At 63.0% G+C, this 26,689-nt stretch carries 27 protein-coding genes and 1 tRNA gene; 19 read left to right on the top strand and 9 right to left on the bottom strand.

From position 1 onward, the window contains the following. Positions 1-113 precede the first annotated feature (113 nt). The 5 genes from cysD (at position 114) to ACR9ZN_RS22555 (ending at position 4,926) form a co-directional block, all read left to right on the top strand. Positions 114-1,022: a sulfate adenylyltransferase subunit CysD gene (gene cysD / locus ACR9ZN_RS22575; RefSeq protein WP_434958669.1), complete on the top strand. Its 909-nt coding sequence runs from the start codon at positions 114-116 to the stop codon at positions 1,020-1,022. Continuing rightward, on the top strand, positions 1,022-2,941 hold the full coding sequence (cysN, locus tag ACR9ZN_RS22570; protein ID WP_481273224.1) for a sulfate adenylyltransferase subunit CysN: 1,920 nt from the start codon (positions 1,022-1,024) through the stop codon (positions 2,939-2,941). Before cysD ends, cysN begins: the two co-directional genes overlap by 1 nt. 297 nt (positions 2,942-3,238) lie before the next feature. Beyond that, positions 3,239-3,664 carry a DUF805 domain-containing protein gene (locus ACR9ZN_RS22565; RefSeq protein WP_481273223.1) on the top strand — a complete coding sequence of 142 codons (426 nt, stop codon included), beginning with the start codon at positions 3,239-3,241 and terminating at the stop codon, positions 3,662-3,664. A gap of 136 nt (positions 3,665-3,800) precedes the next feature. Further along, positions 3,801-4,241, top strand: coding sequence for a DUF805 domain-containing protein (locus tag ACR9ZN_RS22560; RefSeq protein WP_481273222.1), 441 nt, complete (start codon positions 3,801-3,803; stop codon positions 4,239-4,241). Positions 4,242-4,515: 274 nt separating this feature from the next. Then, on the top strand, positions 4,516-4,926 hold the full coding sequence (locus tag ACR9ZN_RS22555) for a DUF805 domain-containing protein (RefSeq protein ID WP_434958665.1): 411 nt from the start codon (positions 4,516-4,518) through the stop codon (positions 4,924-4,926). A gap of 76 nt (positions 4,927-5,002) precedes the next feature. Here ACR9ZN_RS22555 and ubiB read toward each other — a convergent pair whose 3' ends face one another. Then, positions 5,003-6,538, bottom strand: a complete 1,536-nt coding sequence (gene ubiB, locus ACR9ZN_RS22550) for a 2-polyprenylphenol 6-hydroxylase (RefSeq protein ID WP_454811248.1) — start codon at positions 6,536-6,538, stop codon at positions 5,003-5,005. 192 nt (positions 6,539-6,730) lie between these two features. On the opposite strand from ubiB, the gene ACR9ZN_RS22545 reads away from it, so the two are divergent. The 8 genes from ACR9ZN_RS22545 to ACR9ZN_RS22510 all read left to right on the top strand — a co-directional run bounded on the left by ACR9ZN_RS22545 (position 6,731) and on the right by ACR9ZN_RS22510 (position 13,439). Next, a complete protein-coding gene (locus ACR9ZN_RS22545; protein ID WP_454811246.1) occupies positions 6,731-7,345 on the top strand; it encodes a ribonuclease D in 615 nt (204 codons plus the stop codon). A gap of 334 nt (positions 7,346-7,679) precedes the next feature. Continuing rightward, positions 7,680-8,456, top strand: a complete 777-nt coding sequence (gene lptC / locus ACR9ZN_RS22540) for an LPS export ABC transporter periplasmic protein LptC (protein WP_434958662.1) — start codon at positions 7,680-7,682, stop codon at positions 8,454-8,456. Next, the gene (locus tag ACR9ZN_RS22535; protein ID WP_481273221.1) at positions 8,453-9,196 is read left to right on the top strand and encodes an LptA/OstA family protein; all 744 of its coding nucleotides are present in this window, start codon (positions 8,453-8,455) and stop codon (positions 9,194-9,196) included. The genes lptC and ACR9ZN_RS22535 overlap by 4 nt, the downstream gene beginning before the upstream one ends. A 15-nt stretch (positions 9,197-9,211) precedes the next feature. Beyond that, positions 9,212-9,883 (top strand): LptA/OstA family protein, encoded by a 672-nt coding sequence (locus ACR9ZN_RS22530; RefSeq protein WP_454816605.1) that lies wholly within the window; start codon positions 9,212-9,214, stop codon positions 9,881-9,883. Positions 9,884-10,165: 282 nt separating this feature from the next. Further along, positions 10,166-10,975 (top strand): LPS export ABC transporter ATP-binding protein, encoded by an 810-nt coding sequence (gene lptB, locus ACR9ZN_RS22525; RefSeq protein WP_441770923.1) that lies wholly within the window; start codon positions 10,166-10,168, stop codon positions 10,973-10,975. An 87-nt stretch (positions 10,976-11,062) separates the two neighbouring features. Then, on the top strand, positions 11,063-12,136 hold the full coding sequence (locus ACR9ZN_RS22520; protein WP_434958658.1) for a microcin C ABC transporter permease YejB: 1,074 nt from the start codon (positions 11,063-11,065) through the stop codon (positions 12,134-12,136). Position 12,137: 1 nt separating this feature from the next. Then, entirely contained in the window at positions 12,138-13,271 is a 1,134-nt protein-coding gene (locus tag ACR9ZN_RS22515; protein ID WP_434958657.1) for an ABC transporter permease, read from the top strand. Between the two features lie 91 nt (positions 13,272-13,362). Then, positions 13,363-13,439: transfer RNA gene (locus tag ACR9ZN_RS22510), tRNA-Arg, on the top strand. Between the two features lie 106 nt (positions 13,440-13,545). Here ACR9ZN_RS22510 and ACR9ZN_RS22505 read toward each other — a convergent pair. The 3 genes from ACR9ZN_RS22505 to ACR9ZN_RS22495 form a co-directional block, all read right to left on the bottom strand. Further along, positions 13,546-14,301 (bottom strand): SDR family oxidoreductase, encoded by a 756-nt coding sequence (locus tag ACR9ZN_RS22505; RefSeq protein WP_454811243.1) that lies wholly within the window; start codon positions 14,299-14,301, stop codon positions 13,546-13,548. Positions 14,302-14,648: 347 nt separating this feature from the next. Beyond that, on the bottom strand, positions 14,649-15,011 hold the full coding sequence (locus tag ACR9ZN_RS22500) for a VOC family protein (RefSeq protein ID WP_481273220.1): 363 nt from the start codon (positions 15,009-15,011) through the stop codon (positions 14,649-14,651). A gap of 19 nt (positions 15,012-15,030) precedes the next feature. Next, the gene (locus tag ACR9ZN_RS22495) at positions 15,031-15,525 is read right to left on the bottom strand and encodes an SRPBCC domain-containing protein (RefSeq protein ID WP_454811240.1); all 495 of its coding nucleotides are present in this window, start codon (positions 15,523-15,525) and stop codon (positions 15,031-15,033) included. Positions 15,526-15,574: 49 nt separating this feature from the next. Here ACR9ZN_RS22495 and ACR9ZN_RS22490 point away from each other — a divergent pair, with 49 nt between their 5' ends. Further along, a complete protein-coding gene (locus tag ACR9ZN_RS22490) occupies positions 15,575-15,898 on the top strand; it encodes an ArsR/SmtB family transcription factor (protein ID WP_441770927.1) in 324 nt (107 codons plus the stop codon). Between the two features lie 77 nt (positions 15,899-15,975). Here ACR9ZN_RS22490 and ACR9ZN_RS22485 read toward each other — a convergent pair whose 3' ends face one another. Both ACR9ZN_RS22485 and ACR9ZN_RS22480 read right to left on the bottom strand, forming a co-directional pair. Then, complete coding sequence (locus ACR9ZN_RS22485; protein WP_481273219.1) at positions 15,976-17,361, bottom strand: sensor histidine kinase; 1,386 nt, start codon at positions 17,359-17,361, stop codon at positions 15,976-15,978. After that, positions 17,358-18,032, bottom strand: coding sequence for a response regulator transcription factor (locus ACR9ZN_RS22480; RefSeq protein ID WP_481273218.1), 675 nt, complete (start codon positions 18,030-18,032; stop codon positions 17,358-17,360). Before ACR9ZN_RS22480 ends, ACR9ZN_RS22485 begins: the two co-directional genes overlap by 4 nt. A 344-nt stretch (positions 18,033-18,376) precedes the next feature. Between ACR9ZN_RS22480 and ACR9ZN_RS22475 the strand changes: the two genes are divergently transcribed. From ACR9ZN_RS22475 to ACR9ZN_RS22465, 3 genes are all read left to right on the top strand, one after another. Then, positions 18,377-18,967 carry a class I SAM-dependent methyltransferase gene (locus ACR9ZN_RS22475; protein ID WP_454811234.1) on the top strand — a complete coding sequence of 197 codons (591 nt, stop codon included), beginning with the start codon at positions 18,377-18,379 and terminating at the stop codon, positions 18,965-18,967. Between the two features lie 7 nt (positions 18,968-18,974). After that, a complete protein-coding gene (locus ACR9ZN_RS22470) occupies positions 18,975-19,652 on the top strand; it encodes a DedA family protein (RefSeq protein ID WP_454811232.1) in 678 nt (225 codons plus the stop codon). Positions 19,653-19,977: 325 nt separating this feature from the next. Further along, positions 19,978-21,228, top strand: a complete 1,251-nt coding sequence (locus ACR9ZN_RS22465; protein WP_481273217.1) for a patatin-like phospholipase family protein — start codon at positions 19,978-19,980, stop codon at positions 21,226-21,228. Positions 21,229-21,234: 6 nt separating this feature from the next. Here ACR9ZN_RS22465 and ACR9ZN_RS22460 read toward each other — a convergent pair whose 3' ends face one another. Together ACR9ZN_RS22460 and wrbA are read right to left on the bottom strand one after the other, a co-directional pair. Next, positions 21,235-22,428, bottom strand: a complete 1,194-nt coding sequence (locus ACR9ZN_RS22460; RefSeq protein WP_481273216.1) for an MFS transporter — start codon at positions 22,426-22,428, stop codon at positions 21,235-21,237. Next, positions 22,428-23,054, bottom strand: a complete 627-nt coding sequence (gene wrbA, locus ACR9ZN_RS22455; RefSeq protein WP_481273215.1) for an NAD(P)H:quinone oxidoreductase — start codon at positions 23,052-23,054, stop codon at positions 22,428-22,430. Before wrbA ends, ACR9ZN_RS22460 begins: the two co-directional genes overlap by 1 nt. Before the next feature lie 99 nt (positions 23,055-23,153). On the opposite strand from wrbA, the gene ACR9ZN_RS22450 reads away from it, so the two are divergent. Both ACR9ZN_RS22450 and ACR9ZN_RS22445 read left to right on the top strand, forming a co-directional pair. Then, the gene (locus ACR9ZN_RS22450; protein WP_481273214.1) at positions 23,154-24,062 is read left to right on the top strand and encodes a LysR family transcriptional regulator; all 909 of its coding nucleotides are present in this window, start codon (positions 23,154-23,156) and stop codon (positions 24,060-24,062) included. A gap of 209 nt (positions 24,063-24,271) precedes the next feature. Next, complete coding sequence (locus ACR9ZN_RS22445; RefSeq protein WP_441770935.1) at positions 24,272-25,534, top strand: capsule biosynthesis protein; 1,263 nt, start codon at positions 24,272-24,274, stop codon at positions 25,532-25,534. Positions 25,535-25,812: 278 nt separating this feature from the next. On the opposite strand, the gene ACR9ZN_RS22440 is transcribed toward ACR9ZN_RS22445, so the two are convergent. Further along, positions 25,813-26,502, bottom strand: coding sequence for an outer membrane protein (locus tag ACR9ZN_RS22440; protein ID WP_454811223.1), 690 nt, complete (start codon positions 26,500-26,502; stop codon positions 25,813-25,815). Positions 26,503-26,689 lie beyond the last annotated feature (187 nt).

Here is a 26,689-nt window from a genome sequence, read left to right as displayed (position 1 = left end):
GGGCTGCCACCTATTCTCCGCGCAAGAAACGCACTTGCGCCGGCAGCCCTGACATTCTATGTAAAATGCCCTAATTACACATTTTCCAATGTGAAAAGGGCCCATAGGCGCCAATGTCCCGCACCCTGTCTCCTCATCTCAAGCGGCTCGAAGCCGAGTCGATCGGGATCATCCGCGAAGTCGCGGCCGAATTCGCCAATCCGGTGATGCTTTATTCCATCGGCAAGGATTCGGGGGTGATGCTGCATCTGGCCCTGAAGGCGTTCTATCCCTCGAAGCTGCCGTTCCCGCTGCTCCATGTCGACACGACCTGGAAGTTCAAGGACATGATCTCGTTCCGTGACGAGATCGCCAAGCGCTACGGGCTCGACCTGATCGTGCATGTCAACCAGGACGGCGTCGAGCGGGGCATCAACCCGATCACCTCGGGCTCCTCCCTGCACACGCAGGTGATGAAGACGGAGGGCCTGCGCCAGGCCCTCGACAAATACAAGTTCGACGCGGCCTTCGGCGGAGCGCGCCGCGACGAGGAAAAGAGCCGCGCCAAGGAGCGCATCTTTTCCTTCCGCACCGCCAACCACACCTGGGACCCGCGCAACCAGCGTCCGGAATTGTGGTCGCTCTACAACACCAAGATCCGGCAGGGCGAATCGATCCGCGTCTTCCCGCTGTCGAACTGGACCGAGCTCGACATCTGGCAATATATCCTGGAAGAGGACATTCCGATCGTGCCGCTCTACCTCGCCAAGGAGCGCCCGGTGGTGTTTCGGTCGGGCACCATGTTGATGGTCGATGACGAGCGCCTGCCGCTGGAGCCCGGCGAGGTCCCTCAGATGCGCCGCGTCCGCTTCCGCACGCTCGGCTGCTATCCCTTGTCCGGCGCCATCGATTCCGAGGCGACATCGGTCGCCGACATCGTGCGCGAGATGCTGACCGCCCGCACCTCCGAGCGCCAGGGCCGCCTGATCGACAATGACGAGTCGGCCTCGATGGAAAAGAAGAAGCGCGAGGGCTATTTCTGATGAACGCTGCCGCTCCCCAGGCTGAGCTTTCGCTCGCCGAAATGCTCAAGCCCCGCGAAAAGGGGCTGCTGCGCTTCCTCACCTGCGGCTCGGTCGATGACGGCAAGTCGACCCTGATTGGCCGGCTGCTCTATGATTCCAAGCTGATCTTCGAGGACCAGCTCGCCACGCTGGAGAAGGATTCCAAGCGCCACGGCACCACGGGCGAGGACATCGACTTCGCCCTCCTGGTCGACGGGCTGGAGGCCGAACGCGAGCAGGGCATCACCATCGACGTCGCCTATCGCTTCTTCTCGACCGCCAAGCGCTCCTTCATCGTGGCTGACACCCCCGGCCACGAGCAATATACCCGCAACATGGCGACCGGCGCCTCCACCGCTGACCTTGCCGTGCTGATGATCGATGCCCGCAAGGGCGTGCTAGTGCAGACCAAGCGCCATGCCACCATCTGCTCGCTGCTCGGCATCCGCCACATCGTGGTCGCGGTCAACAAGATCGACCTGGTGAATTATGATCGTATCGTCTTCGAGAAGATCGTTCACGATATCCTGGCCTTCACCGCCAATCTCGATTTCACCTCGGTAACCCTGATCCCGATCTCGGCGCGTTTCGGCGAAAACGTCTCGATGCGCTCGACCAATATGGACTGGTATCACGGCCCGATCCTGATCGAGCATCTGGAGACGATCGACGTCGCTTCCGATGCCGCCAAGAAGCCCTTCCGCTTCCCGGTGCAATGGGTGAACCGCCCCAATCTCGATTTCCGTGGCTTTTCCGGCACGGTTGCCTCCGGCTCCATCCGTCCAGGCGACAGTGTGACGGTCGCGGCGTCGGGCAAGACCTCGGTGGTGACGCGCATCGTCACCCAGGATGGCGATTACGAGGAAGCCGTTGCCGGCGATGCGGTCACCCTCACGCTCGCCGACGAGATCGATGCCGCGCGGGGCGACGTGTTCTCCCGTGCCACCGAACGGCCCGATGTCACCGACCAGTTCGCCGCCCATCTGATCTGGATGTCCGAGGACGCCCTGCTGCCGGGGCGCTCCTACATGCTGCGCCTGGGCACCAAATTCGTGCCGGCCACCGTCACCTCGATCAAGCACAAGATTGACGTCAACACCCAGGAGCACCTGGCCGCCCGTACGCTTCAGCTCAACGAGATCGGCGTCGTCAATGTGGCGACCGGCGTGCCGGTGGCTGTTGACGCCTATGTCGACAACCGCGAGACCGGCGCCTTCATCCTGATCGACCGCGCCACCAACCAGACCGCGGCGGCCGGCATGATCGATTTCGCCCTGCGCCGGGCCACTAATATCCATCGCCACTCGCTCACCATCGACAAGCTGGCTCGCTCGGCCCTCAAGCATCAGAAGGCGGCGATCGTCTGGTTCACCGGCCTGTCGGGCTCGGGCAAGTCGACCATCGCCAATCTGGTCGAGGCCGAGCTCGCCCATGCCGGCCATCACACCATGCTGCTCGACGGTGACAATGTCCGCCATGGCCTCAACCGTGATCTCGGTTTCACGGACGCGGACCGGGTTGAGAACATCCGCCGCGTCGGCGAGGTCGCCAAGCTGTTCGTCGAGAGCGGCACCATCGTACTGTGCTCCTTCATCTCGCCCTTCGAGGCGGAACGCGCCCTTGTCCGCTCGCTGGTCGAGGCCGGCGAGTTCGTCGAGGTCTTCGTCGACACCCCGATCGAGGATTGCATCAAGCGCGATCCGAAAGGGCTCTATGCCAAGGCCCTTGCCGGCGAGATCAAGCACTTCACCGGCGTCAGCAGCCCCTATGAACGGCCAGAGAATGCCGATATCGTGCTGCAGACCGTCGGCGAAACGCCCAAGGCCCTGGCCGAAGCCGTGGTGAAGGCCCTGCGCGAGCGCGGCCTGCTCGACCACCAGGACGATTGGGGGCTGTAGCGGCCCCATTGAGGGCGCCCAAGGCTCTGTAGCGCCCCGGCTTCAGTGTCGCGGGTTGGGTTCGCCCATTGCCGGCCGGAAGGGCTCGACGTAGGTTGAAGACAGGGCGCAGGGCCGATTTCAGCGCTCGGTCGCAATCTCCGCCGGCTTTCCATGACGTGGACTGGGGTTTTCATGCTCAGGATGGGCGCCGCAGTGGCGAAGCTGTTGGGGTGCCGCGTCGGCGACGCGAATGTCGGACCGCTGGAAAGTCCCGGCAGGCCCTTGCCGGGTGATTGGTGCTGAGGGCGGAGTGGGATGGGCAACCTATTTTCCTTCAAGGGCCGTATCGGTCGGCACGCCTACCTTCTCGCCACGGTGCCTCTCGCCTTCGTCTATCTGGTCTGGGTCGCCTGGTGGCTGTTCACGGCGGCGAATTTCCCCGACGAAGGTCCCGCTCGCGTTTTCCGCATGAGCGCGGTCGGCTGGTTCGTCTGCGCCTGGCCCTATCTCGCCGCCGGCTTCAAGCGCTGCCACGATCGCGGCAAATCGGGGCTGTGGTATGTCGGTTGGACGGTGGGCTGTCTCGCCTTCTGGGCTGCGGCGATCTTCGTGCAACCCTGGCTGGCCTGGCTGGGCAATCTCATCGCGTTGTGGACGCTGGTCGAGATGGGCTTCGTCAAGGGGACGCCAGCACCCAATCGCTTCGGTCCACCTGCTGAGGAATGGCCCCCGAAAACATAGATCGTCGCGATTTGACGGAATTGCCGTCGGGCAGCCGGGGCGCCGAAATTCACATCCACTTCGAGTTGCAGGCCGTTGGTTCTGTATTGATCCGCGTGTATCCTGGCGAGGGAATGCCAGCGGCGACGAATGCAACATGGCACAGGCCGGTTCAGATGATGGCGGCATGACCGTCGGGCGGATGTTGCTCAGCCCGAAAGGGCGTATTCCGCGCTTCGACGCCCTGTTCGCCTATGTCTGTCTGTGCGTGATGTTCGCGGCGACCGCCTTCGTCTGGGTAGGGTGGGTGTTTGCCTATTACCGTCATGATCCGGCGGCGGTGTTGCAGATGCTGCCCTGGATACCGCTCGGCGGTCTCGCTCTGTTGGTGGGCTGGATGGTCTTCTGCATCCTGGCCAAGCGCTGCCATGATCGCGACCATTCGGCCTGGTTCCTGCTGGTCGGGCTGATCCCGATTGCCAATCTCTGGCTGCTGGTCGATCTGTTTTTTTGGCGTGGCACCCGCGCCGCCAATCGCTTCGGTCCCGAGCCTGAGGGTATGGCCAGCCAATGGCGTGCAGCGAACGAGGACCTTTGAAAACACACCAACGATCAAAGGCTGAGAATGCTGGTGAGGTTTCCAGTCAATGATCTCGAATGCCAAGATGACATGAAGATCGTGATTGATATTGTGACAATTTCCTGACCAGTAAAATATCGCTCGTCCAAGAGACCAGCCTGCTGTTCTTCTGTCACGCTGGAAACACGCCTCTCCATTGATCGATATTGGTGCCTTGTTTTCAATCGCCTGCGCTGCTAGGCCGGCGAATATTGAAATCGCAAGAGCTGATGGTCAAAAGGGGTTGAGCGCGATGAATGAACCGACACTTGTGGAGAAATTGTTCAGTTTTCAGGGCCGGCTGCGCCGCAGCAGCTACTGGATCTATCATCTCCTGCAATGGGTTGCCCTGTGCGTCGTCGTGGGAGTTTTCTACGGTCTGGCGCTGGCCCTAACACCGGACAATCCGCTCATCTATGTGCTGATGGTGATCGGTATCCTGCTCTATATCGGCTTCGTATGGTCGGGGCTTTCCATCGGTGTCCGCCGCTGCCATGACCGCAACAGGAGTGGCTGGTTCCTGCTCGCCAGCCTCATTCCCCTTGTCGGCGCCATCTGGGTTTTCATCGAGCTCGGCTTCCTCGATGGTACCCAGGGCCCCAACCAATATGGCCCCTCGCCCAAGGGGATTGGCGGCAATGAAGTCGCCGGTGTCTTTTCCTGAACAGCAAAGGGGCCGAACCCGTTCGGCCCCTGGTTTGCGGCGCTGGTCGATGATGCTGTCGTCTGCGCTGCTTCGCTCAGGCCAATTTCCAGGCCAGATAGAGCGCCACGAGGGCGATCAGCCACAAAGCGGCATTGCCCCAGCGATTGCGGCGGGCTTCCGCCTTGCCGATCGCCTCGATGCTGTCGGGTAGCAGGGCAAAGCCCTTTTCCGCTGCCTCGTTGAGGCGCGCGGCCAGGGTCTCGGCCCGGTTGAGCAGGCTCGGCAACAGCGTGAGCGACTTGCCGGCCTCCAGCGTCTGCTGTCCGAGGTCGCCGATTTTGCCCAGCGGGCCGAGATTGCGCTCGATCCAGTCGCGCACCACCGGATCAGCCGTCGCCCACATGTCGAGCTTGGGATTGAGCCGTCGGGCGACGCCCTCCACCACCACCATGGTCTTCTGCAGCAGGATCAGCTCGGGCCGGGTCTTCATGTCGAAGAGTTCGGTGATTTCGAACAGCAGCGTCAGGAGCTTGGCCATCGAGATCTCGTCGGCCCGCTTCTGGTGGATCGGCTCGCCGATAGCGCGGATCGCCTGGGCGAAATCGTCGATCGAATGGCTGGCGGGCACATAGCCCGCTTCGAAATGAACTTCGGCCACCCGCCGATAGTTGCGGGTGATGAAGCCGTGCAGAATCTCGGCGAGGAAGCGGCGCTCCTTCAGGCCGGCCCGGCCCATGATGCCGAAATCCACCGCAACGAGCTGGCCGGAGGCATCGATCATTAAATTGCCCTGATGCATGTCGGCGTGGAAGAAGCCGTCGCGGATGGCGTGGCGCAGGAACGACTGGATGATGATGCGGGCGAGATCGACGAGATCGAAGCCGGCCGCCTTCAGCCTGTCGATGTCGGACAGGGGAATGCCCTCGATCCATTCCAGTGTCAGCACGGTGCGGGCCGTGCGGTTCCAGTCCGGCGCAGGAATGCGGAAATCGGGATCGTCGGCGATGTTCTCCGCCATTTCCGACAGGGCAGCCGCTTCCAGGCGCGAATCCATCTCGAAGGCGACGGTGCGCGCCAGCATGTCGACCGTCTCGACAGGCTTGAGGCGCTTGGAGCGCGGGTCGAGCCGCTCGATCGTACGCGCGGCGAAATAGAAGGTGGAGAGGTCGGAGCGGAAACGCCGATCGACGCCGGGACGCAGTACCTTCACCGCTACTTCGCGCTCGCCGTCGGCGTCGCGGATGATGCCCTTGTGCACCTGCGCCACCGAGGCTGCGGCCACCGGCTCGGAAAGCTCGTCGAAAAAGTGGCTCAGCGGCCCGCCGAGGGCCCTCTCGATCTCGGCGATGGCGATGGCGCGCCCGAAGGGCGGCATGCGGTCCTGCAGTTCCTCCAGGTCGCGCGCCACCGCAAAACCGACCACATCGGGCCGGGTCGCCAGGAACTGCCCGAGTTTCACCCAGCTCGGCCCGAGCTTCACCAAGGCGGCCGCCAGCCCCTTGCCGCCGCTGACATGGCGCTTTTCGATCAGCCGGCCGAGCCGGACGGCCAGCCGTGCCGGCGCCGGAAGGTCATGGATGTCGACGAGGCTAAGCGCGCCTTCGCGGGCCAGCGTCCAGCCCGCGCGCATGAGACGAAATGGATCGAGGAAAGAAGCCAAGGGTACCAGCCGAATGAATTCGCGGGGAGGTCGATAGCACGGGCGGGCGCATTGGCAAACCTTCTCCCGATATGGGGTTCAAGCCCTGCAGCCTCTTGCACATCGTCTTGCGAGAGTTCTATCTGCGAACTGATCCAATGAAATCGAGTTCAGGAAGCTTCCGTGACCATTCGCTACCACCGCGGGGATCTGCCCGACCTGTCCCGCTACACCACCAGCGCCGCCATCGATACCGAGACCATGGGTCTCAATCCCCATCGGGATAGACTCTGCGTGGTGCAGCTCTCGCCGGGCGACGGCACCGCCGATGTGGTGCAGATCGCCCAGGGCCAGAAGAGCGCCCCCAATCTCGAGCAATTGCTGGCCAATCCCTCGGTCACCAAGATCTTCCATTTCGCTCGCTTCGATATCGCCGCGCTGCAGAACGCCTTCGGCGTGGCGACGAAGCCGGTCTATTGCACCAAGATCGCCTCCAGGCTCACGCGCACCTACACCGACCGCCACGGCCTCAAGGACCTGGTGCGCGAACTGCTCGGCATCGACCTCTCCAAGCAGCAGCAATCCTCCGACTGGGGCGCCGATACGCTCACCGATGCCCAGCTCGCCTATGCCGCTTCGGACGTGCTCCATCTGCACGAGCTCAAGGCGAAACTCGACACCACCCTGGCGCGTGAGGGACGCTCGGAGGTGGCGCGCGCCTGTTTCGACTTTCTGCCGACGCGGGCGCTGCTCGACCTCAATGGCTGGCCGGAGACGGATATCTTCGCCCATAGCTGAGGATGAAGGCCAAAGCGTTTTGTGCCGGCGCTCTGGGGAACCGCCGCAAGAGGCGGGTGGGTATCGGCGTCCCGTTCTCGCCCACAGATTTGCGCATCGGAGGGACGGGGCCGGCGGTGACGGCGGCGTGACGCGTTCCCCTCGGCACATTCCCCCTGCGGCTGAAATCTGCTATGACGGCCGACCTGTTGCGATTTTCACCCAAAGTTGAGGAATTTCAGACAGGGATGGACGGCGCCTCCGGCGCCGGGTTGACGTCTCCACTTCGCATCGCAATATGATGGTCGGTGGTGATGGTTTCCCGCCGCTAGCAGCGTTTGGATAGGTATTCTGTTTGGCCGATATCATGGATGCGCGGGTCAAGATCCCCCAACCCGCCATGCCTTCACGTGAAAGCGCTTTCAAAGCTGCCCGCGCTCACAGCAGGCTGGTGCGTTTCCTGAAGTTTGCCGTGCCCGCCACCGCGGTTGCCGGAGCGGGCGTGTTTGTCTTTCTGGCGGTGGTCAATCCCTTCGCGCCGCCTCCGATCGAACTCCCCCCAGTCACGCCGGTCAGTGAGGGCATTCTGGCCGTCGAAAGACCGCATCTGACCGGTTCCAACAATCGCGGGCAGAAATACGACGTCACGGCGACCTCCGGCACGCAGAAAGTGTCCGTGCCCGGCGTTGTCAGCCTGACCGAGCTGAATGCGGTGATCACCGCGCCCGACCAGAGCGATGCCAAACTGACAGCCAAGGCCGGCACGTTCGATACGGTTGGCCAGCTTCTCGATCTCAAGGGCGATGTGCGCGTTCGGTCCACCAAGGGCTATGACGCGACCTTGAAGAGCGCCAGCATCGATCTCAAGGCCAGCACGGTCAACAGCACCGAACCGGTCACCGTCAATCTCTCCTCCGGCACAATTTCAGGCAATGGCTTGAGCATCGTGCAGGGCGGTTCGAAGATCCTGTTCAAGAACGGCGTCAGCGCCAGCTTCAAGGTGCCCTATAAACCGGATACGGAAGATGGGACTGACGGCGCCGAAGCGCCCGCCACGCCGCCCGATACTCCGGCTCCGAACGCCGCTCCACCGAATTCAGCCAACCCAGTGCAGGGAAATCCCACCCAATGACGATGAAAATCCGCCGCCTGGTGCCTCTTGCGGTGCTGCCGCTCGCCCTGGCCCTGACGGCTGCCGATGCCGGCGCCGCCCCGAAGAAAGCGGCCAGCCCCTTCCAGGGCTTCTCCTCCGACAGCGGCAAGCCCGTTGACGTCAAGTCAGACTCGCTCGAAGTGCATCAGGACGAGCAGAAGGCGATCTTCACCGGCAATGTGGTGGCGACGCAGGGAGAATCGGTCCTGCGTACCAACGAATTGACCGTGTTCTACGAGAATGCTGACAACAACGCCAAGGATGGCAAGGCCAAGGACGCCAAGCCTGCTGATGCCAAGCCTGCTGATGCCAAGCCTGCCGATCCGAAGGCCGCCGACGCCAAGCCGGTGGATGGCCAGCAAGCGGGCGATGCCAAGGTTGCTGACACCAAGCCCGCCGATACCAAACCCGCTGATACCAGCAAGGCGCCGACCTCCGGCTCCGGCACACCGGCTAGTTCCATCAAGAAGCTGGTTGCCCGCGGCAATGTCGTGGTGACCTCCAAGGATCAGAAGGCGACCGGCGCCAATGGCGTGATGGACATGGCGACCAATGTCGCCACGCTGACCGGCGGTGAGGTGGTGATGATTCAGGGGCCGAACGTGCTGAAGGGCACCAAGCTGACCGTCAACCTCAAGACGGGTATCGCCAGGGTCGAAGGTGGTGGCACCGGCGTATCCGGCGTCTTCACCCAGGGCGGCCAGAAGAAGAGCAATTGAGGGAGCAGGCCCGTGATGATGCGACCCAGCCCGACGTCTCGCCGCCTCGCTCCGGCGCTGTTGCTGCCTCTGGCGTTGCTCGTTTCGTCACTGGCCTTGCCGGCCGGTGCGCAGGAAAAGAAGCCGTCCACGCCTTTCCAGGGCTTCTCCTCCGATAATGACAAGCCGGTGAACATCAAGGCCGATCAGCTCGAAACCCATCAGGACGAGCAGAAGGCGATCTTCACTGGCAATGTAGTGGCCACCCAGGGCGAGTCGACGCTGACCTCCGAGGAACTGACGGTTTTCTACGAGGCCGCATCCGTGCCGGGTAAGCAGCCGGCCGATGCTGTCGGTACCAGCCCGGCCCAGCCGGCGGTTCCCTCGGCAGCGCTGCCGGCCGATGCTTCCTCGACCGCCGAAGCTGCCGGCGCCGATACGACGCCGGCGCCCGCCGACAACAAGGTCAAGAAGCTGGTGGCCAAGGGCAAGGTCGTTGTCACCGCCCCGGACCAGAAGGCGACCGGCGATGACGGCATCCTGGACATGGAGACCAACATCGCCACGCTCACCGGCGAGGAAGTGGTGATGACCCAGGGCTGCAACGTGCTGCGCGGCAAGAAGCTGGTGGTCAATACCCAGACAGGCCGCGCCACCGTTACCGGCGGCACCACCGGCCATTTCATCTCGGGCGACCAGAAGTGCTGATCCAGGGATCCGCCCTGGCCGGCCAACATCTTTTTGCCTGGTGAACGAGATATTCACCGGCGTGCGGCAAGGCTGTCACTGGATACCGGGATGCGGAACACATGCCGATTTTCGGCATGGGCGGCGTAACAATACCGAGCCTCGAAAATGCTGACGCATTCTCGGCTTGAACATCTGGCGATTTTCGATGCCAAATTAAAGGCTTGGCGAGAATCGTCGGACGGAACCAAGGCGCGTTGAAAATGCCTCTTGGTGTAACATGAAAACGCGGCATCGGGCCCGATGCTGCAGGAAGAGTGCGGGCCAGGCATGAACGAGATGGTGCAATATGCGGAGGCCGGCGACGAGACCGGGCCAGCCGTGAGTGTCGAGGGCACGCTCTCGGTGGTGTCGATTGCCAAGACCTATGGCAAGCGTACGGTCGTGAGCGACGTCAGCCTGGAGGTCCGGCGCGGTGAGGCCGTCGGCCTGCTCGGTCCGAACGGCGCCGGCAAGACCACGGTCTTCTACATGATCACCGGCCTGGTGCCGCCGGATCATGGCCGCATCGAGCTCGATGGCCATGACGTGACGGCGCTGCCGATGTATCGGCGCGCCCGGCTCGGCATCGGCTATCTGCCGCAGGAAGCCTCGATCTTCCGTGGCCTGAATGTCGAGGAGAACATCCGCGCCGTGCTCGAGATCGTCGAGCCGAACAAGGCCGAGCGCGACCGCCAGCTCGACGAGCTGCTCGAGGAGTTCAAGATCGGCCGCCTGCGCAAGACGGCCTCGATCGCACTCTCTGGCGGCGAACGCCGGCGCGTGGAAATCGCGCGCGCCTTGGCCGGCAAGCCGTCCTTCATGCTGCTGGATGAACCATTCGCCGGCATCGATCCGATCGCGGTAGGCGACATCCAGACCCTGGTGCGCCATTTGACCAATCGCGGCATCGGCGTGCTGATCACCGATCACAATGTACGCGAGACGCTGGCCCTGATCGACCGGGCCTACATCATCCATTCCGGCCATGTGCTGACCCAGGGCACGCCCCAGGAAATCATCGACAATCCCGAAGCCCGCCGGCTCTATCTGGGCAGCGAGTTCAGGATGTGACGGGCTGCGGATCTTCCCTCATCCCCGTCCCGATTCCCATCGACCTGATTCTCCTCTAGGCTCGACAGGCCAACCCGGAACGCCGATTTGCTCGCCTATGTCCTGCGTCGCCTCGCGCTGATCGTGCCGACCTTGTTCGGCATCATGCTGATCTCCTTTGCCATCATTCAGATCGTGCCCGGCGGTCCGGTGGAGCGCATGGTGTCGGTGCTGTCGGGCAATTCAGGGGGCGGTGGTGATCTCGGCGGCCCCACACCCAGCTTCAACGCCGGCGCCTCGCAATATCGCGGCTCCCAGGGGCTCGATCCGGCCTTCATTGCGAGCCTGCGCAAGCAATATGGTTTCGACAAGCCGGTCTATGAGCAGTTCTGGCTGATGATCAAGAACTACGCCACCTTCAGCTTCGGCCAGAGCTATTTTCGCGATACCCCCGTCACCACCCTGATCGCCGAGAAACTGCCGGTCTCGATCTCCATTGGCCTATGGGTGATGCTGCTCTCCTACACGATCTCGATTCCGCTGGGCATTCGCAAGGCGGTCAAGGATGGCTCCTTCTTCGATGGCTGGACCAGTGCGGTCGTCATCGTCGGCTATGCCATTCCCGGCTTCACCCTCGGCATCCTTCTGATCACCCTGTTCGCCGGCAGCGCCTTCTGGCAGATCTTTCCCAATGGCCGGCTGGTTTCCGACAATTGGAGCGACTTGTCGCTATGGGGCAAGATCGCCGACTATGCCTGGCACATGACGCTGCCGCTGATCGCCATGGGGGTCTCGGCCTTCGCCACACTAACCATGATGACCAAGAACGCCTTCCTGGACGAAATCCGCAAGCAATATGTGCTGACGGCGCGCATGAAGGGATTGTCGCCGCGACGGGTGCTCTACGGTCACGTCTTCCGCAATGCCATGCTGATCGTGATCGCGAGCTTTCCGGCCGCCTTCATCTCGGCGCTGTTCACGGGATCGCTCCTGATCGAGCAGACTTTCGAGCTCAACGGCTTGGGGCGCCTCACCTACGAATCGGTCATCAACCGCGACTATCCCGTGGTGCTGGCTTCCATCTACATCCTGGCGCTGGTGGCCCTCGTCATCAATCTCGTCACGGATCTCATCTACATGTTCGTCGATCCGCGCATCGACTTCGAAGCGCGTGAGGTTTGAGATGGAGGCTGCCACCCGAACCCCGCGGGGCTGGCTGAAGCTGTCACCCCTCAACCGGCGGCGCCTCAACAATTTCAAGGCCAATCGACGTGGCTACTGGTCGTTCTGGCTCTTTCTCACCCTCTTCATCCTGTCGCTGTTCGCCGAGTTCATCGCCAATGAGAAACCGCTGCTGATCGTCGACCACGGTCGGATCTTGACGCCGGTCTTCGTCGACTATGACGAGACCGATCTCGGCGGAGACCTGCCGGGACCGGCAAATTTCCGCGACCCCTATCTCACCAAGTTGCTGGCCGATCGCGGCGCCTACGTGCTCTGGGCGCCCATTCGCTATGGCCCGCAGACCATCAACAAGAACCCGCCGGCAGGTGGCGTGCCTTCGCCCCCCACCTGGGCCCTGAGCGACGATCAATGCCGCGAAGCCGCCCAGACCGTGGGCGGGGCCGGATGCCGCGACATCGAGTGGAACTGGCTCGGTACCGACGATACCGGGCGGGACGTGCTGGCCCGAATCATCTACGGCACCCGGATTTCCCTGCTCTTCGGCCTGATCCTCACCGTCTTTTCCTCCCTCATCGGTGTGGCGGCCGGCGCGGTGCAGGGCTATTTCGGCGGCTGGGTCGACCTGATTCTCCAGCGCGCCATCGAGATCTGGACCAGCATTCCCTCGCTCTATCTTCTCATCATCATCTCGGCGGTGTTGGCGCCGGGCTTTTGGATACTGCTCGGCATTCTGCTGCTGTTTTCGTGGATGGCGCTGGTGGCGGTCGTCAGGGCCGAGTTCCTGCGCGCCCGCAATCTCGAATATGTCCGCGCCGCCAAGGCGCTCGGTCTGTCCGACACCACCATCATGATCAAGCATCTCCTGCCGAATGCCACGGTGGCGACGCTGACCATGCTGCCCTTCATCCTGTCGGGCGCGATTTCCACCCTGACGGCGCTGGATTATCTCGGCCTCGGCCTGCCGCCCGGCACGGCCTCGCTCGGCGAATTGCTCAAGCAGGCCCAGGCCAGGCCCAATGCCTATTGGCTTACCATCAGTGGCTTCACGGTGACGGCGTTGCTGCTGTCGCTCCTGATCCTGGTGGGCGAAGCGGTGCGCGACGCGCTCGACCCGCGCAAGACCTTCGGCTGATCCCAAGAGAAAGTCGCATCGGGGAAATCGCCAGGGGAAACGCTTGGGGCGATTGCAGGATGCGGAACGATCGGCTAGAAGGACAAACGACGCACCCATAGCTCAGCTGGATAGAGTGTTGCCCTCCGAAGGCAAAGGTCGTACGTTCGAATCGTACTGGGTGCGCCATTTTTCCCTTTTCGATCAATGATGTGAAGCCGCTTGGGACATTCTGGGCGGCTAAAACGTTTTGCTCGAGGCCTGTCGGTTGCAGGAGATGCGATGGACCAGCGGTTCAGTCCGGGTTCATGGCGCTGAAGGTCGCATCGTAGCGACCGTCTCGCTCCGCCCATCGCCGAGCCCGGTCTCGTTCGACCAGCACCTCGCCTCGGGGATGATCGCACCGATCGAGCAGTTGCATCACCTCGGCGACATAGGCTTCGACGGGCATGGCACGCGGATCGGATGCCTGCTGGCTGCCTGTGAGCTCGGTCTGCACATAGGGCGGTGCCAGTTCGAGCACATCGACGGGGATCTTGCGGAGCTGGTGCCGCAGAGACTGGAGCCAGGAGTGCAGGAAGGCCTTGCTGGCGCAGTAGGTCGGGAAGTCGGCGCGCGGTACGAAAGCAAGATTGGAGCTGGTCGCCAGGATCGTCGCGCCAGCCTGCCCTTTCAGGATGGGCAGGAACGCCGCCGTCACGCGCAGTACGCCCAGGATGTTGGTCTCCACGATTGCCTGGGCGTCGTCGATGGCCCAGCCGTCGGCCGCCAGGTTTTCCGCTCGTGAGATGCCTGCATTGGCGATGAGCACGTTGAGCTCGGGAAAGCGCCTGTGAACCTCGCCTGCGAGGCGGGACGGGGAAGCGGGGTCGTCGAGGTCGAGCGGCATCCCTACCAGGCCGGGCCGGCTCGCCGTGATCTGATCAAGCAGGCTTTGCCGCCGCCCCGTCACGATGACGCGGTTGCCGTGCTGGTGGAAGGCCTCGGCGAGCGCACGGCCGATGCCGCTGGTGCCGCCGGTGACGAGGATGGTGTTGCCGGTCATCTTCATGGGTGCTCCGTCTCCGCTGAGCTGGGGGCACGGAAAAGCTGCCGCCGAGCCCGCGGGCCGCGCGCAATCCCCGGGGAGGCATCAAGCATCGAGGCGAGGCTGGGCCGCGCCGGGATGGATGCCCCGAACGGGTGCGGGAACGCGAAGCAGGAGAGGGATGGCATGACCGTGGCGCCCTGTTGAATCGAGATCTCCCTGCTGGGACCCTCTCGACAAAGGACGCGTTGGATGACGGTAACGCCTACGGCAGCGTCATGACTGTTGCTGCAAGCCTTCCCCTAATATGACGCGTCGCAGCGGTCAAGGCGCCTCAACGCGAGTCGCGAGCGAGGCCGTTGGCCCTGGGGTCACCAGGCGTTCGGCTCACGCACCATGTGGACGATATTGGCGGGGCTGGTAATCCAGCCCCCCTTGAATCCGTCCGGCAGGGGCTCGATAGCGTCGCAGCGGACCACGCCGGCGCGGGACAGATGGTCGGCCGCCGTGTCGAAATTGTCCGTGAACAGCTCCAGCCAGATCTCGGCCTGGCTCAGCATTGGCGCCTCGTCGAGCCACAATTTGTTGGGGCCGAGTTCGAAGCCGATGGCGGGTGCCTTGTCGGTGATCGGCTTCAGGCCGACCACATCGCGATAGAACGCCACCGTGGCCTGATATTGATGAGGTGGGACCTTCATGGCGATGTCGATGCCGCCATAGATGTTCGCAGCCATGCTTGCTTCCTTTATCTTGTCAGGGGGATGTGCAGCGCGGCTCGCTCGCCGGCACGCCGGCCAACTCGCTGCGATAATAGCCCTCGCGCAGATTGATGCCGTGTTCGAGGAACGCCTTCAGGCAGCACAGCATCTGCGACCATCCCTCGCAGTTGATATAGGAGGCGCGCTGGCCCTGGGCGTCCTCGCGCCAGCCCGTCTCGGCAATGGTGACCAGCGTGGCGTCGTTTTCCAGCGCCTGGAAATTCATCTCGATATGAGTCTTGTAGAGCACCACGCCATCGGCGGATTTGGGCCCATCCCAGCGCAATACGATGCGGCTGTCGGCCACCACTTCGTCCACTTCGACGGGAACCTCGCCCCACCACACCACCGTCGCGCCGGTCACCAGCGGCGCGCTGGCGCCGCCCACCGTGGTGAAATAGGCGCTGAGCTTGCCGGGGTTGATCACGGCGTCGAATACCTCGCGAACCGGCCTTGAGATCCGCCCGGAGACCCTGAATTCCGGCTTCATCGCGTTTCTCCCTGTTGCAGGAGGCTAGAATATGTTATAAGTTTATAACATGTCAAGCGAACTCAAAGAAGACCTGGTTTTCAAGGCATTGGCCCATCCGCGCCGGCGGGCCATGCTCGACCACCTCAAGGAGGAGGCGCGCACCACCGGCATGCTCTGCGAAGCCTTTGCGGATATGGATCGCTGCACCGTCATGCAGCATCTCAAAGTGCTGGAGGAGGCCGATCTGGTCATCGTCAGGCGGGAAGGGCGCGAGCGCTGGAACCACCTCAACGCGCTGCCGATCAAGCGCATCCACGACCGCTGGATCAGCGGCTATGCCACCCATGCCCTCACCATTCTCGACAAGCTCAAGGCCGATCTGGAGGGGTGAGCTTGTGGCCGCAGGTGCGCTCGCCGGCCTTGAACGTTATCCTCAAGGCGAGGGCGGGTCGACGAATGAGCGGTCGCTTAAGACGGCGCCCTTCTCTCAGCCTGTCGGGATGCCAGGGGCAGGTCGATTTCCAGGCAGGCGCCGCCCGTGCGGTTGTTGGATGCGGCGATATGGCCGCCATGCAGGCGCACGATCTCGCGCACGAGGTTGAGACCGAGCCCCGCGCCGCGACCGTCCTGGCGCAGGCGATGAAACGGCTCGAAAATCCGTTCGGTTTCCGCAACGGGAATGCCGTCGCCTTCGTCGCAGACCTCGATGCGGCCGCCGCGGTCGACGCGCACGCTGATGGTGCCACGGCGTCCGCCATGATCGATGGCGTTCTGGACGAGATTGGTCAACGCCCGCTCGAGCGAGGTCTGGTCGCCTGTGATCAGGATCGGCCCGTCGTCCGCCTTGAAGTCGATCTCATAGCCGGCGGCAAAGGCCAGAGGCGCGAGATCGACGATTACCCTTTGGGCGAGCGCGGCGAGATCGACCGCCGACGTCGGCCTGTCCTGCTGGTCCAGGCGCTGGAAATCGAGCAATTGCCCCGTCAGCACAGCCAGCCGATTGGCATCTTCCAGAAGCCGGCTTTTCTCCGCACCCGGCGGTAGCGAAGCGATGCGGGTGGTCAGGATGGCGATCGGCGTTCGCAGCTCATGTGCCGCGTCCGCGAGAAAGCGCTGATGCCGTTCATAGCCATTGTCGAGGCGAACCAATGCGTCATTGACGGCCTTGACCAGAGGCAGGATCTCGGCGGGCACGCCAGACAGAGGCAGGCGGACGCCGCGCTGGGCGATGTCGATGCGCTCGGCCTGCATTGCCGCCGCGCCGAGCCCCTTCAGCGCCCGTCGCACCACGATCGGTGTGACGATCAGGGTGACCAGCGCCATCAGCACGAAGAGCGGTCCGATCACGGTGGCCGAACTCAGCGATACGCCCCAGAACAGATGTTGCCAGGACATATGGCCTTGCGTGCCCGTGAGGATCTGCACGCGGCCGGCGGCGCTCTCGACCCATTTGAGCACGGCATCCGGCTTGTCGATGCCGGGCTGGTCCTCGCCGAGCCGCATCTGTTGGATAAGGCCGATGTCGGCCACGATCGCGGCGTAGTCGGCGGGAACTGTGCCTTCTTTCAGTTCCTGGCCCTGCTTGTCTCGGATGACGAACCACAGATCGGGGGCATCCTCCCGCAATCGTGCCAAATCGCCGGTTTTCGCTAGAGCGAGCCCACCATCCGCCTGGCGGACCACGGCATCGCGAAGCACATCAAGGGCACTGTCTTCATAGGCATCGACAATGCGTGCCGTACCCCAGACCGCAAAGACCAGGATCACCACGATGAGTGTGAGCATGACGGTCTGGAAGGCAACCAGCCGTTTGACCAGGCGCCAGCGCAAAGAGGGCGGGGCGGTGGCGATCATGGCGTCTCGCGCAGGAGATAGCCGACGCCGCGAATGCCGTTGATGGTGACGCTGGCGTCGGCGTCGGCAAGCTTGCGGCGCAAGCGTGAAACATGGGTATCGAGTGCGTTGGACTGGATTTCGTCATCCATGCCGAACACCGCTTCCATCAGGAAGGAGCGCAGCACCATGCGCCCCATGCGCCGCACCAAGGCTGCCAGCACCAGCAGTTCCCGCCGTGGCATTTCCAGCGGGATGCCGGCAACGCTGGCCTCCTGATGAGTGAAGTCGAAGCAGAGCCGCCCGACCCGCACGACGTGGGACTGCATATGGGCGGGGCGGCGCAGCAAGGCCCGCAGCCGTGCCAGCAATTCCTCGAATGCGAAGGGCTTACCAAGATAGTCATCGGCGCCATGTTCCAGCCCGGCGACACGATCGGGCAGGTCGCCCCGGGCGGTCAGCACCAGTACCGGCAGGGCATTGCCGCTGGCGCGCAACGTGGGAATCAGCGACAGGCCGTCGCCGTCCGGCAGCTGACGATCGAGCAGCATGGCATCGTGCACGCGATCGGAGAGCACGCCTTCGGCGGCGGCAATGCTCGAGACATGGTCGACGATCATGTCGTGGCGAACCAGGGCGGAGCGCAAGGCCGACACCATCTCCGGTTCGTCCTCTACCAGCAATACCCGCATTGTGCGTTCCGCCTTTTCTGTTCCGCTCACATCATTTCGTGCAGAAGCACATTACGCCGCCAGCATTGCATCAACCTTGCAGAGAAATCTCGCGCCCCGGCGGACAACGGACCGGAAGCGCCCTGGCGACAGGCTCCCGCAACCCAGGCATGGGACCAGTTGGTAATCGATTCGGTCGCCTGAGAACCCATCGGAACCCCCTCGGCCGGTCGATCGCCCGTTCATTGAGAACGGGAACAGCCCTCATACCGTGGATGACCCGAGAATGTTATCGAGATTGATCGACCGACCCGTCGCGCAGAGCTTCGATCCCGCTGAGCCTCTCCTGCCCAAGGGAGGTCATGATGCCGGTTTCTGACGCATTGCCATTCTTCCGGGCCTGGATCAGCAACCCGATTCGCGTGGCTGCCGTGGCTCCCTCCGGCAACGTCGTGGCCTCCCTGATGACGCAGGAGATCACGCCAAGGACCGGGCCGATTCTGGAGCTTGGCCCCGGCACGGGCCCCTTCACCCAGGCTCTGCTCGAGCGAGGTGTGCCGGAGCAGAACATCACCTTGGTGGAATATGACGCGACCTTCGCGCGCCTGCTCGGCCGCCGCTTTCCCCTGGCCCGGGTGTTCCACATGGATGCGGCGGAACTGGCAACAACAAGTCTTTATGTCGGCGCACCGGTTGGCGCTGTGATCAGCGGGCTCGGCATCCTGGCGATGCCTTCGGACAAGGCTTCGGCCATTCTCACCGGCGCTTTCGCCTGCATGGCTCTCGGCGGGGCCTTCTATCAGATCACCTACGGTCCGCGCTGCCCGGTTAGGCGGGAAATTCTCGACGGCCTGGGCCTCGAGGCCGAGCGTACCGGCTGGACCATACGCAATCTTCCACCAGCGTCTGTCTATCGGATCAGGCGGCGCCGGTCCCTATTGCCGTCCGGGCTGTGAACCGGCCATGGAGATGTCTCCCGCCATCGTCGCGATGCTCGGTTTCGGCCTCGCCGGCATTACCTGCCTGGCCATCGCGGAAAAATTCCTGCCGGTCATACCTTCCTACATATTGCTGATGTTTCTGGGCATGGCAGCGCGCGATGGCCCCGGGCTCGCGGCCACAGTGATCGCCACGACGGTCGGGTCGACGATCGGGTCCGTGTGCTGGTATGGATTGGGCCGAGCTCTCGGCCCGCACCGGGTCGAAACCCTGGTGGCCGCCTACGGACGTTTCGTTCTGCTGCCGCTGCCTTTGTATCTGCGTCTGGTCGAGCGCTATCGGCGCAATCAGTTTTGGGCAACCCTGGTCGGCCATACGATTCCGACCGTCCGCGTCTATCTCGGCCTGCCTGCTGGTGTTTTCCGACTTGAACTGCGTCGGTTCATCCTGGCGGCCCTGCTCGGCAGTCTGGCCTGGAATGTCCCATTCCTGAGTTTGGGCTTCATACTGAAGGGCAGCGACCGTGATCCCCTCAGTCTAGGCCTTCTGGTCGCAATCGTGCTTGTCGGCGGTGAGTTCGCCATCCTTTGGGGAGTACGCCAGGTGCGACGGATGGAGCGCGTCCGGCTCGAACGGCTCGATGAGATAAGGCGTAGGGCGGATCATGACCGGCCGGCCCCTGCCCGCGGCGGGCGCTCTTAAAAAAACGCAGCGCCGGCGATCATGCAAGGCTCCTGCAATTGAGGGCCCGGAAAGTCGGTGTCGCTCCCTGCCAGCCCCCGCGCTGCGGAGGGCTGTTGCAGCGTTCCCGAATGCGATGATGATTGCCCCTCCTTCACGACGCCCCGCCTCCCGCCGATCATCCCTGGTCACCGCACGCCGGTCACATCTGGTGGTGTTTCTGGCGCTAGCTTGCCTGCTTGCCGGGTGCGCAGCACCGGATACGCGGCCAACCAATGCACCGCTCGGACTCGTCACGGGCTCCATCCCGGCAAGCAGCCCAGCGCGGGGAGGCGATGTTGCAATCGTGCTCACCATTTCCGGTGGTGGCGCCCGTTCGGCCGCTTTCGGCTACGGCGTTCTCGCCAACCTCGCCCAAACGCCCTCGACCGTCGCCGGCCGTAGCCTGGCCGATGATGTCGCCGTGGCGGCGGGCGTGTCGGGGGGCGCCATGCTGGCTTCCTATTTCGCTCTGCATGGGCCGGCGGGATTGCCCGGCTTTCGGCGCGATTTCCTGGCGCGCAATGCCGAGGCCTCGCTGCGCACCAGCCTGAGCCCGACCAATCTGCTGCGCGGCTATCGCGGCGGCGTCAACGATCGCAACGGCCTGCCGCCATGGCTGGATGCCAATCTCTATCATGGCGCCACGCTGGGGATGCTGGATCGACCTGGCCGCCCCCGATTGGTGATCCATGCCACCGACCTCTACAACCGTGCGCCCTTCATCTTCGACCGAACATCCTTTGCCGCCATCTGCAGCAATTTCGACGATTACCCTCTTGCCTATGCGGTGGCGGCATCCGCGGCGGTACCCGTTGCCTTCGCGCCCATCACGCTGCGCAATTATCGTTCGAGCTGCCCGGCCGATGCCGAGGGTGTCCCGGCAGCCGGCGCAAAGGCGGACATCCGTGCCCAATCGTTGGTTGAGCAGCAATATCGGGAGGCGCTCGATCGCTATCGCAGTGCCGGGGATCTCAACTTCCTCAAGCTCTATGATGGCGGGCTCGTTGACGGCATCGGCACGTCGGCGCTCCTGCATCTCCTGAACCGGGGGGCACCTGAACCGCTGCCGGCGGAGACGGCGAGCCGGGTTCGGCACCTGCTCTTCATCGTCGTGGATGCCTCCACCCGTCTTGGTGGCAATCTTTCCGAGACGTCGGACAGCCCCTATGCCAAGGACGCGATCGTGGCGGCGACCGATGCCCTGATGAACATTCCCAATCTCCAGAGCTTCGACGAACTACGCCGCCGCCTGCCGTCCTGGCGGCGGGAACTGATGAGATGGCGTTGCCGTGGAACAACTCACCTCACCTGCCGTGACCTCGATGTCGCGATCATCCGGGTCGCCCTCGCGGATGTTCGGGAGCCTGCCATGGCGCGGCGAATCCTCGCCTTGCACAACACGCTCGCCCTCAAGCCCGAGGATACGGCCTTCCTGAGCGATCTTGGCAGCAGCCTTCTCACCCGGCAGCCCGGCTATCAGCGTTTCCTGGCACGTCTGCGCCGGCGGTCGAATTCGCTTGCTCTCGCAAGCACCGAGGCTGATTTGACGCCGTGACAACCTTCATGACCTCGTTGTCGCCCGGCTGAGGACCAGGGCGACGACGATGGCTGCGATGGCCGCCACAATGACGAGCAGGCCGGCCGATCGCCAGCCATAGGCATCGATGAGCCCACCCACGGCGACCGACCCCGCCACCTGGCCGAGGCTGCTGCCTTGCATGGCGAGGCCGACCACGATGGGAGCCAGGGATGTGGCGGGCGCCACGACAGGCGCGGAGGACAGCAATGTCGCCGGGATGATGCCGCCCACGGCCGAGAACAGCATGCACAGCAGCAGCGTCGGGCCGTCCGGAAAGATCTGCAGGAACACGCTGGGCGCGGTGATTCCCATCACCAGGCTGGCGCCCGCGATCAGGATGGCGCGGCCGGCACCACGCGAAAGGAGAAAGCCTGCCGCGAGATTGCCGATGATGTTCGATGCGCTTGCCAGGGCGCTCAGCATGCCGGCGGCACCGTAACTCAAGCCCATATGCTGCATCAGCAGCACTGGCAGGAAACTGAACAGGGCAAAGAACATCAGGCTGTAGAGAGCAAAGCACAAGGCAAGCAGTGGGGGCCCGCCGGCCGTCACCACGGCAAGGACATCCCGGCCGAGGTGCTGCGGCGGAGGCGCACTCGACTGCTGTTCGCCCGGCACGGTGAGCAAGGCCGCCAGGATGGCAAGGCATGCGATGATCGCACCGGACCACCAGATGGCACGCCAGTCGCTGAAAAGCGGCCCGGCGAGCATGGCGAGGGCCATGCCGGCCGGCATGAAACAACTCCACACGGCAAAAGCGAGATCGCGCCGCCCGACCGGGCAGATCCGGTTCAGGATGGCGGGACCTGCCACCGTGACCATCAGGAATCCGAGGCCTTCGACGATGCGTGAAGCGACCAGTGCACCATAGTGGGAGGCAAGGGCACCGAGGCCGCTACCGGCTGCGATGGCGCCCAGGCCTAGCAGGAGCACGCGGCGATCCCCGAAACCTGTGATGATCGCACCCGCCGGCACCCCGCAAACCAGGCTGAGCATGGCAAAGATCCCGGCCAGCCAGCCAATGGCGCCAAGGGTAAGGCCGAGATCGGCCTGCAGCATGGGCGTGGCGATCAGCGCCTTGCCGACCTGCAGCGAGGCTGCGATGCCGCAGGCGACCACCGCCACCATGGCCGGCCAGGCCGTGGTGGTGCTGGGCAGCGGGATGGTCGTGACCATCAGGCCGCCTCCTGGAGCCGCGCGGCAGCAAGGGCCCGGGCGAGATGGGCGACATGGCGCCCCTGGAAGCGCGCGCCGTCGAGTTCGTTGGCGCTGGGCTTGCGATTGCCGCCGCGACCGTCATCGGCCAGCGTCGAAGCGCCGTAGGGTGAACCGCCAGTGATCTCGTCCATGCGCGACTGGCCCTGGAAGGTATAAGGCAGGCCGGTAACGACCATGCCCAGATGCAGCAGCACGATATGGGTGGACAGGATCGTGGCCTCCTGCCCGCCATGCTGGCTGCCGGTGGAGGTGAAGACACTGCCGATGCGTCCGACCAGGGCATTGCGCGCCCATAGCCCGCCGGCTTGGTCGAGAAAGTTCTTCATCTGTGCGGCCATCGTGCCGAAGCGGGTCGGCGTGCCGAAGATGACGGCATCATAATCGGCCAGCTCGGCGATATCGGCAATCTCCGCGCGCTGATCCCGCTTGTAGCCGGCGCGGATGGCGACCGCATCCGGTACGATTTCCGGCACCCTTTTCACCACGGCTCGTGCGCCGGCCTCGCCTACGCCTTCCGCCACCGCCTGCGCCATGGCCTCGATATGGCCGTAGGAGGAATAATACAGAACCAGCACGGACGTCATCGTCAACTCCTCGTCATTCCTGAATGATGGGAGCATGGCATTTCCTGCCTATCGATCGGAGTGATATAAATGGCATCGAATTGATCGAAAGAATTGATCATGATTGATGCCCTTACCCTCGATCAACTACGAATCTTCGTGACGGTTGTCGGCAGCGGCAGCTTTCGATCGGGAGCTGCCAGGCTGTCGCGCGTGCAGTCGGCGGTAAGCCATGCCATCGCCAATCTGGAAGCCGAACTTGGGCTGGCCCTGTTTGATCGCTCCGGTCATCGCCCGGTGCTGACCGTGGAGGGCAAGGCGCTGCTCGCCAATGCACGCGACATCCTCCTGCGCGTGGACGCCATGCGTGCCCGCGCCCATGGGCTGGGGGAGGGGGTGGAGCTCGAACTTTCCCTGGTGGTGGACACACTGTTTCCGACTGCCTGGATCGGCGAGGCACTCGAAGCAATGCGGCAGGACTACCCGTCGGTCGCGATCAGATTGGCCGTCGAACCGCTCGGCGGCCCGCTTGCCGCCTTGTTGGCCGGGCGCAGTGTGCTGGCCGTGATCACCGGGGAGAGCTTTCGTGATCCGCGCGTGTCGCTACAGGCCCTGTCCTCCATCGAAATCGTGGCGGTCGCCGCTGCGGGGCACGCGCTGGCGACGCGCAGCGACGACCAGGCGATCGAGGTTGCCGAACTCGCGGATCATCTGCAGATCGTTCTGGTCGATCCGACCACCTTGTCGGAGGGGCGGGATTTCGGCGTGTTGTCACCACAGACCTGCCGGGTCGGCGGCCAGGATACCAAGCACGCCATGATCCTGGCCGGCCTCGGCTGGGGCAGGCTGCCCTATTGGCAGGTGGAACGGGATCTTCTCGAAGGCCGTCTTGTCCGGCTGCGCACGAAGGATCTGGGTCGCCATGCCCGGACCGGCACGGAGGCCTATCTCGCCCATCGCCTTGATCGACCGCTCGGGCCCGCCGCACGCGCCTTCGGCCGGGCGCTCGAACGCATTGCCGCAGAATAGAGCATCGTGCCGAAAAGTGGATGCCGGCTTTCGGCAAAAATGATGCTAGAGTGACAACCCACAACGTCGGACACGCGTCAGAAATGGGATCCGATGCTGCGGTGCCTACCGGAGAGGCACCCTGTCAAATCAGCCGTATGTACATATTTGCGACAAGAACTATCAGTATGTCCAGGCTGTTCCAGTTTGAATCAATTATCGGATTGCCGATGCCGCGTCCCAAGTTCATTGTGCTGCTCCAGGGACCGGTGGGGCCCTTTTTCTCCGAGCTTGCGCAATCGCTCCTGGCGCGTGGCGACAGAGTCCTCAAGATCAATTTCAATCTCGGAGACCGCATCTATTCCAGGCGGATTCCGTTCGTCATGTTTTCCGACAGCCTGTCGGCTTGGCGTGGCTGGTTCTCACAGTTCCTGCTTGGCCAGAAGCCGGACAAGGTAATCCTGTTCGGTGACCAGCGCCCCTATCACCAGGTGGCCGTGGCCCTGTGCCGGGAGCTTGGTGTCGATGTCTGGTGCCTCGAGGAAGGCTATATCCGGCCCGATTATGTGACCGCCGAGCGAGAGGGCAACAATGCGGCCTCACCCCTACCGCGGGTCCTGTCGGCCTATGACCGCACCAAGGTGACCTCCATCGAGGCGCCGGTGACGATCCCGGCGACGAGCTTCAAGCCCATGGCTTGGTGGGCCTTCAAGTATTACGTGGCGATGTCGGCCGGCAATGTGGTGTTCCGACAATACTCGCATCATCGCGAGCGTTCCTTGCTCGGAGAGGCGATGCTCTGGAGTCGCAATGCCATCCGCAAATACACCGATCGCTGGACCAATGCGAAGAAGATCATCGACCTCGTCGATCATTTCGACCGCAAATATTTTGTTGCGGCCCTTCAGGTCCACGATGATCTGCAATTGCGCGTCCATGGGGCGGGCTGGACCATGGAGCGCATGATCGAAGCCACGATCCGCTCCTTTGCCAAGCATGCACCGCCTGGCACCCGCCTTGCCTTCAAGGCCCATCCGCTCGACCGCGGACATCGGCCCTACCACCGTTTCGTGGCGCAGCTTGCCAAATTGGCGGGGGTGGCGGATCGGGTCTCCCTGATCGACGACGGGCCGACGGGACTGCTGATCCGGCACGCTCGTGGTATGATCACGGTCAACAGCACCACGGGAATACTGGCTCTGCAGCGCAATTGCCCGGTATTCGTGCTCGGGAATGCGCATTATGCCATTGATGGCCTCGTGGCCCAGGGCGGCGAAGACAAGTTGAAACAGTTCTGGAACGCTCCCTTCCTGCCCAACGCAGCGGCGAAAAACGCCTTCATCAGTCACCTGGTGGTCGAGACGCAGATCAACGGCTCCTATTATCTCAGCCGTTACTTCGATCTCACTATCAGCAACCTGATCAGTCGCATCGACGACAATGTGGTGGAACTGCCGAAAAGAAGCCCTGCGCGTGTGCCGAAATCGGCTTGAAATCGCGTTACGGAACTTCGCATTCTCGAATAGTATGGTGAAGCATCCTGATGGCCAGCAGGAACGCAGGGCCGTCCAAATGCGACCATATCCCGGTGCCGCAAAGGCCATGCAGCATTTTATTTAGCCGACTTAGAATGGATGAGAGCATACTCTGATGGTGCTGGCAACGCCCGTCCACTTCGTACGCGCCCGTGTCGTTCTCGTCATTCCAACAAACAAAAACGGGGGCAAAAATGCCCCCGTTTATGCGATGAATCAAATGCAGCAGCGCTAGATCAGAACTTGTAGTTCACACCGAGGCGCACGGCGTGGAAGTCCGGCGAGGCCTTGGAATTGAGGGTGCCGCCGCCGCGTACCGTGTAGCTGCCGAAATTCACATACTGATATTCGATACGGCCCGAGATGTTGTCGGTGAAGGCGTATTCGACACCGGCGCCTGCTGTCCAGCCAACCTTGGTGTTGCTGTCGCTGAAGGAAGCGCCGTTATAGCTCAGCTTGTAGTCGATGTTGCCGTAGGCCAGACCACCGGTTGCGTAGATCAGGAAGCGATCATAGGCATAGCCGATGCGCGGACGCAGCGTGCCGTACCACTTGATGTCCGAGCGAGCGCGACCGGGAGCGCCAGCGACGACGCCATGCACGGTGTCCTTGATCTGGGCACCCTGGAAGTCGGTTTCGATACCGACCACGATGTTGTCGAACTGGTAGTTATAACCGGCCTGCAAGCCACCAAGGAAACCCTTGCCCGTCAGCTTGCCGATGTCGCCGATGAAAGTCGGATTATGAATGCCAACCGTATCGCGGCCGCCAAAGGCATAACCGACGTTCGCACCAGCATAAAAGCCCGTCCAGGAAAACGGCAGGACAACCGGTGCCACAGGCTCAACGGGTGCAGGCGCAAGATCGGCAGCGATAGCGGCCGTCGACGTGAGCAGGAGAGCAATTGCTGCTGCAGAGATTCTCATATGCGTTACTCCTAAAGGTAAGGTCACCATGCCAGTTTTCGAAACACGAGTCTGTAGCATTGATGCAACAGGTAGCTCGGAAATAACATCTTCAGTTCTATGTGAGCTCGAAGGTGGAGGATCCACCCGACCAATGCAAGATATGATGATTTGGCTGTAACCACAAAGGAGTTTTACCAAGGCTGGT

Source organism: Labrys sp. HAY1-8F (genome assembly GCF_056754975.1).
Note: the sequence above shows the minus strand (reverse complement) of the source record. Positions and strands in the feature narration are given on the sequence as shown.

Excerpts from the sequence above, each read along its gene's own strand:
- cysD (WP_434958669.1), top strand. The coding sequence starts at position 114 with ATGTCCCGCACCCTGTCTCCTCATCTCAAGCGGCTCGAAGCCGAGTCG.
- cysN (WP_481273224.1), top strand. The coding sequence starts at position 1,022 with ATGAACGCTGCCGCTCCCCAGGCTGAGCTTTCGCTCGCCGAAATGCTC.
- ACR9ZN_RS22565 (WP_481273223.1), top strand. The coding sequence starts at position 3,239 with ATGGGCAACCTATTTTCCTTCAAGGGCCGTATCGGTCGGCACGCCTAC.
- ACR9ZN_RS22560 (WP_481273222.1), top strand. The coding sequence starts at position 3,801 with ATGGCACAGGCCGGTTCAGATGATGGCGGCATGACCGTCGGGCGGATG.
- ACR9ZN_RS22555 (WP_434958665.1), top strand. The coding sequence starts at position 4,516 with ATGAATGAACCGACACTTGTGGAGAAATTGTTCAGTTTTCAGGGCCGG.
- ubiB (WP_454811248.1), bottom strand. The coding sequence starts at position 6,538 with ATGCGCGCGGGCTGGACGCTGGCCCGCGAAGGCGCGCTTAGCCTCGTC.
- ACR9ZN_RS22535 (WP_481273221.1), top strand. The coding sequence starts at position 8,453 with ATGACGATGAAAATCCGCCGCCTGGTGCCTCTTGCGGTGCTGCCGCTC.
- ACR9ZN_RS22530 (WP_454816605.1), top strand. The coding sequence starts at position 9,212 with ATGATGCGACCCAGCCCGACGTCTCGCCGCCTCGCTCCGGCGCTGTTG.
- lptB (WP_441770923.1), top strand. The coding sequence starts at position 10,166 with ATGCTGCAGGAAGAGTGCGGGCCAGGCATGAACGAGATGGTGCAATAT.
- ACR9ZN_RS22515 (WP_434958657.1), top strand. The coding sequence starts at position 12,138 with ATGGAGGCTGCCACCCGAACCCCGCGGGGCTGGCTGAAGCTGTCACCC.
- ACR9ZN_RS22505 (WP_454811243.1), bottom strand. The coding sequence starts at position 14,301 with ATGAAGATGACCGGCAACACCATCCTCGTCACCGGCGGCACCAGCGGC.
- ACR9ZN_RS22500 (WP_481273220.1), bottom strand. The coding sequence starts at position 15,011 with ATGGCTGCGAACATCTATGGCGGCATCGACATCGCCATGAAGGTCCCA.
- ACR9ZN_RS22495 (WP_454811240.1), bottom strand. The coding sequence starts at position 15,525 with ATGAAGCCGGAATTCAGGGTCTCCGGGCGGATCTCAAGGCCGGTTCGC.
- ACR9ZN_RS22490 (WP_441770927.1), top strand. The coding sequence starts at position 15,575 with ATGTCAAGCGAACTCAAAGAAGACCTGGTTTTCAAGGCATTGGCCCAT.
- ACR9ZN_RS22485 (WP_481273219.1), bottom strand. The coding sequence starts at position 17,361 with ATGATCGCCACCGCCCCGCCCTCTTTGCGCTGGCGCCTGGTCAAACGG.
- ACR9ZN_RS22480 (WP_481273218.1), bottom strand. The coding sequence starts at position 18,032 with ATGCGGGTATTGCTGGTAGAGGACGAACCGGAGATGGTGTCGGCCTTG.
- ACR9ZN_RS22475 (WP_454811234.1), top strand. The coding sequence starts at position 18,377 with ATGCCGGTTTCTGACGCATTGCCATTCTTCCGGGCCTGGATCAGCAAC.
- ACR9ZN_RS22470 (WP_454811232.1), top strand. The coding sequence starts at position 18,975 with ATGGAGATGTCTCCCGCCATCGTCGCGATGCTCGGTTTCGGCCTCGCC.
- ACR9ZN_RS22460 (WP_481273216.1), bottom strand. The coding sequence starts at position 22,428 with ATGGTCACGACCATCCCGCTGCCCAGCACCACCACGGCCTGGCCGGCC.
- wrbA (WP_481273215.1), bottom strand. The coding sequence starts at position 23,054 with ATGACGTCCGTGCTGGTTCTGTATTATTCCTCCTACGGCCATATCGAG.
- ACR9ZN_RS22450 (WP_481273214.1), top strand. The coding sequence starts at position 23,154 with ATGATTGATGCCCTTACCCTCGATCAACTACGAATCTTCGTGACGGTT.
- ACR9ZN_RS22445 (WP_441770935.1), top strand. The coding sequence starts at position 24,272 with ATGCCGCGTCCCAAGTTCATTGTGCTGCTCCAGGGACCGGTGGGGCCC.
- ACR9ZN_RS22440 (WP_454811223.1), bottom strand. The coding sequence starts at position 26,502 with ATGAGAATCTCTGCAGCAGCAATTGCTCTCCTGCTCACGTCGACGGCC.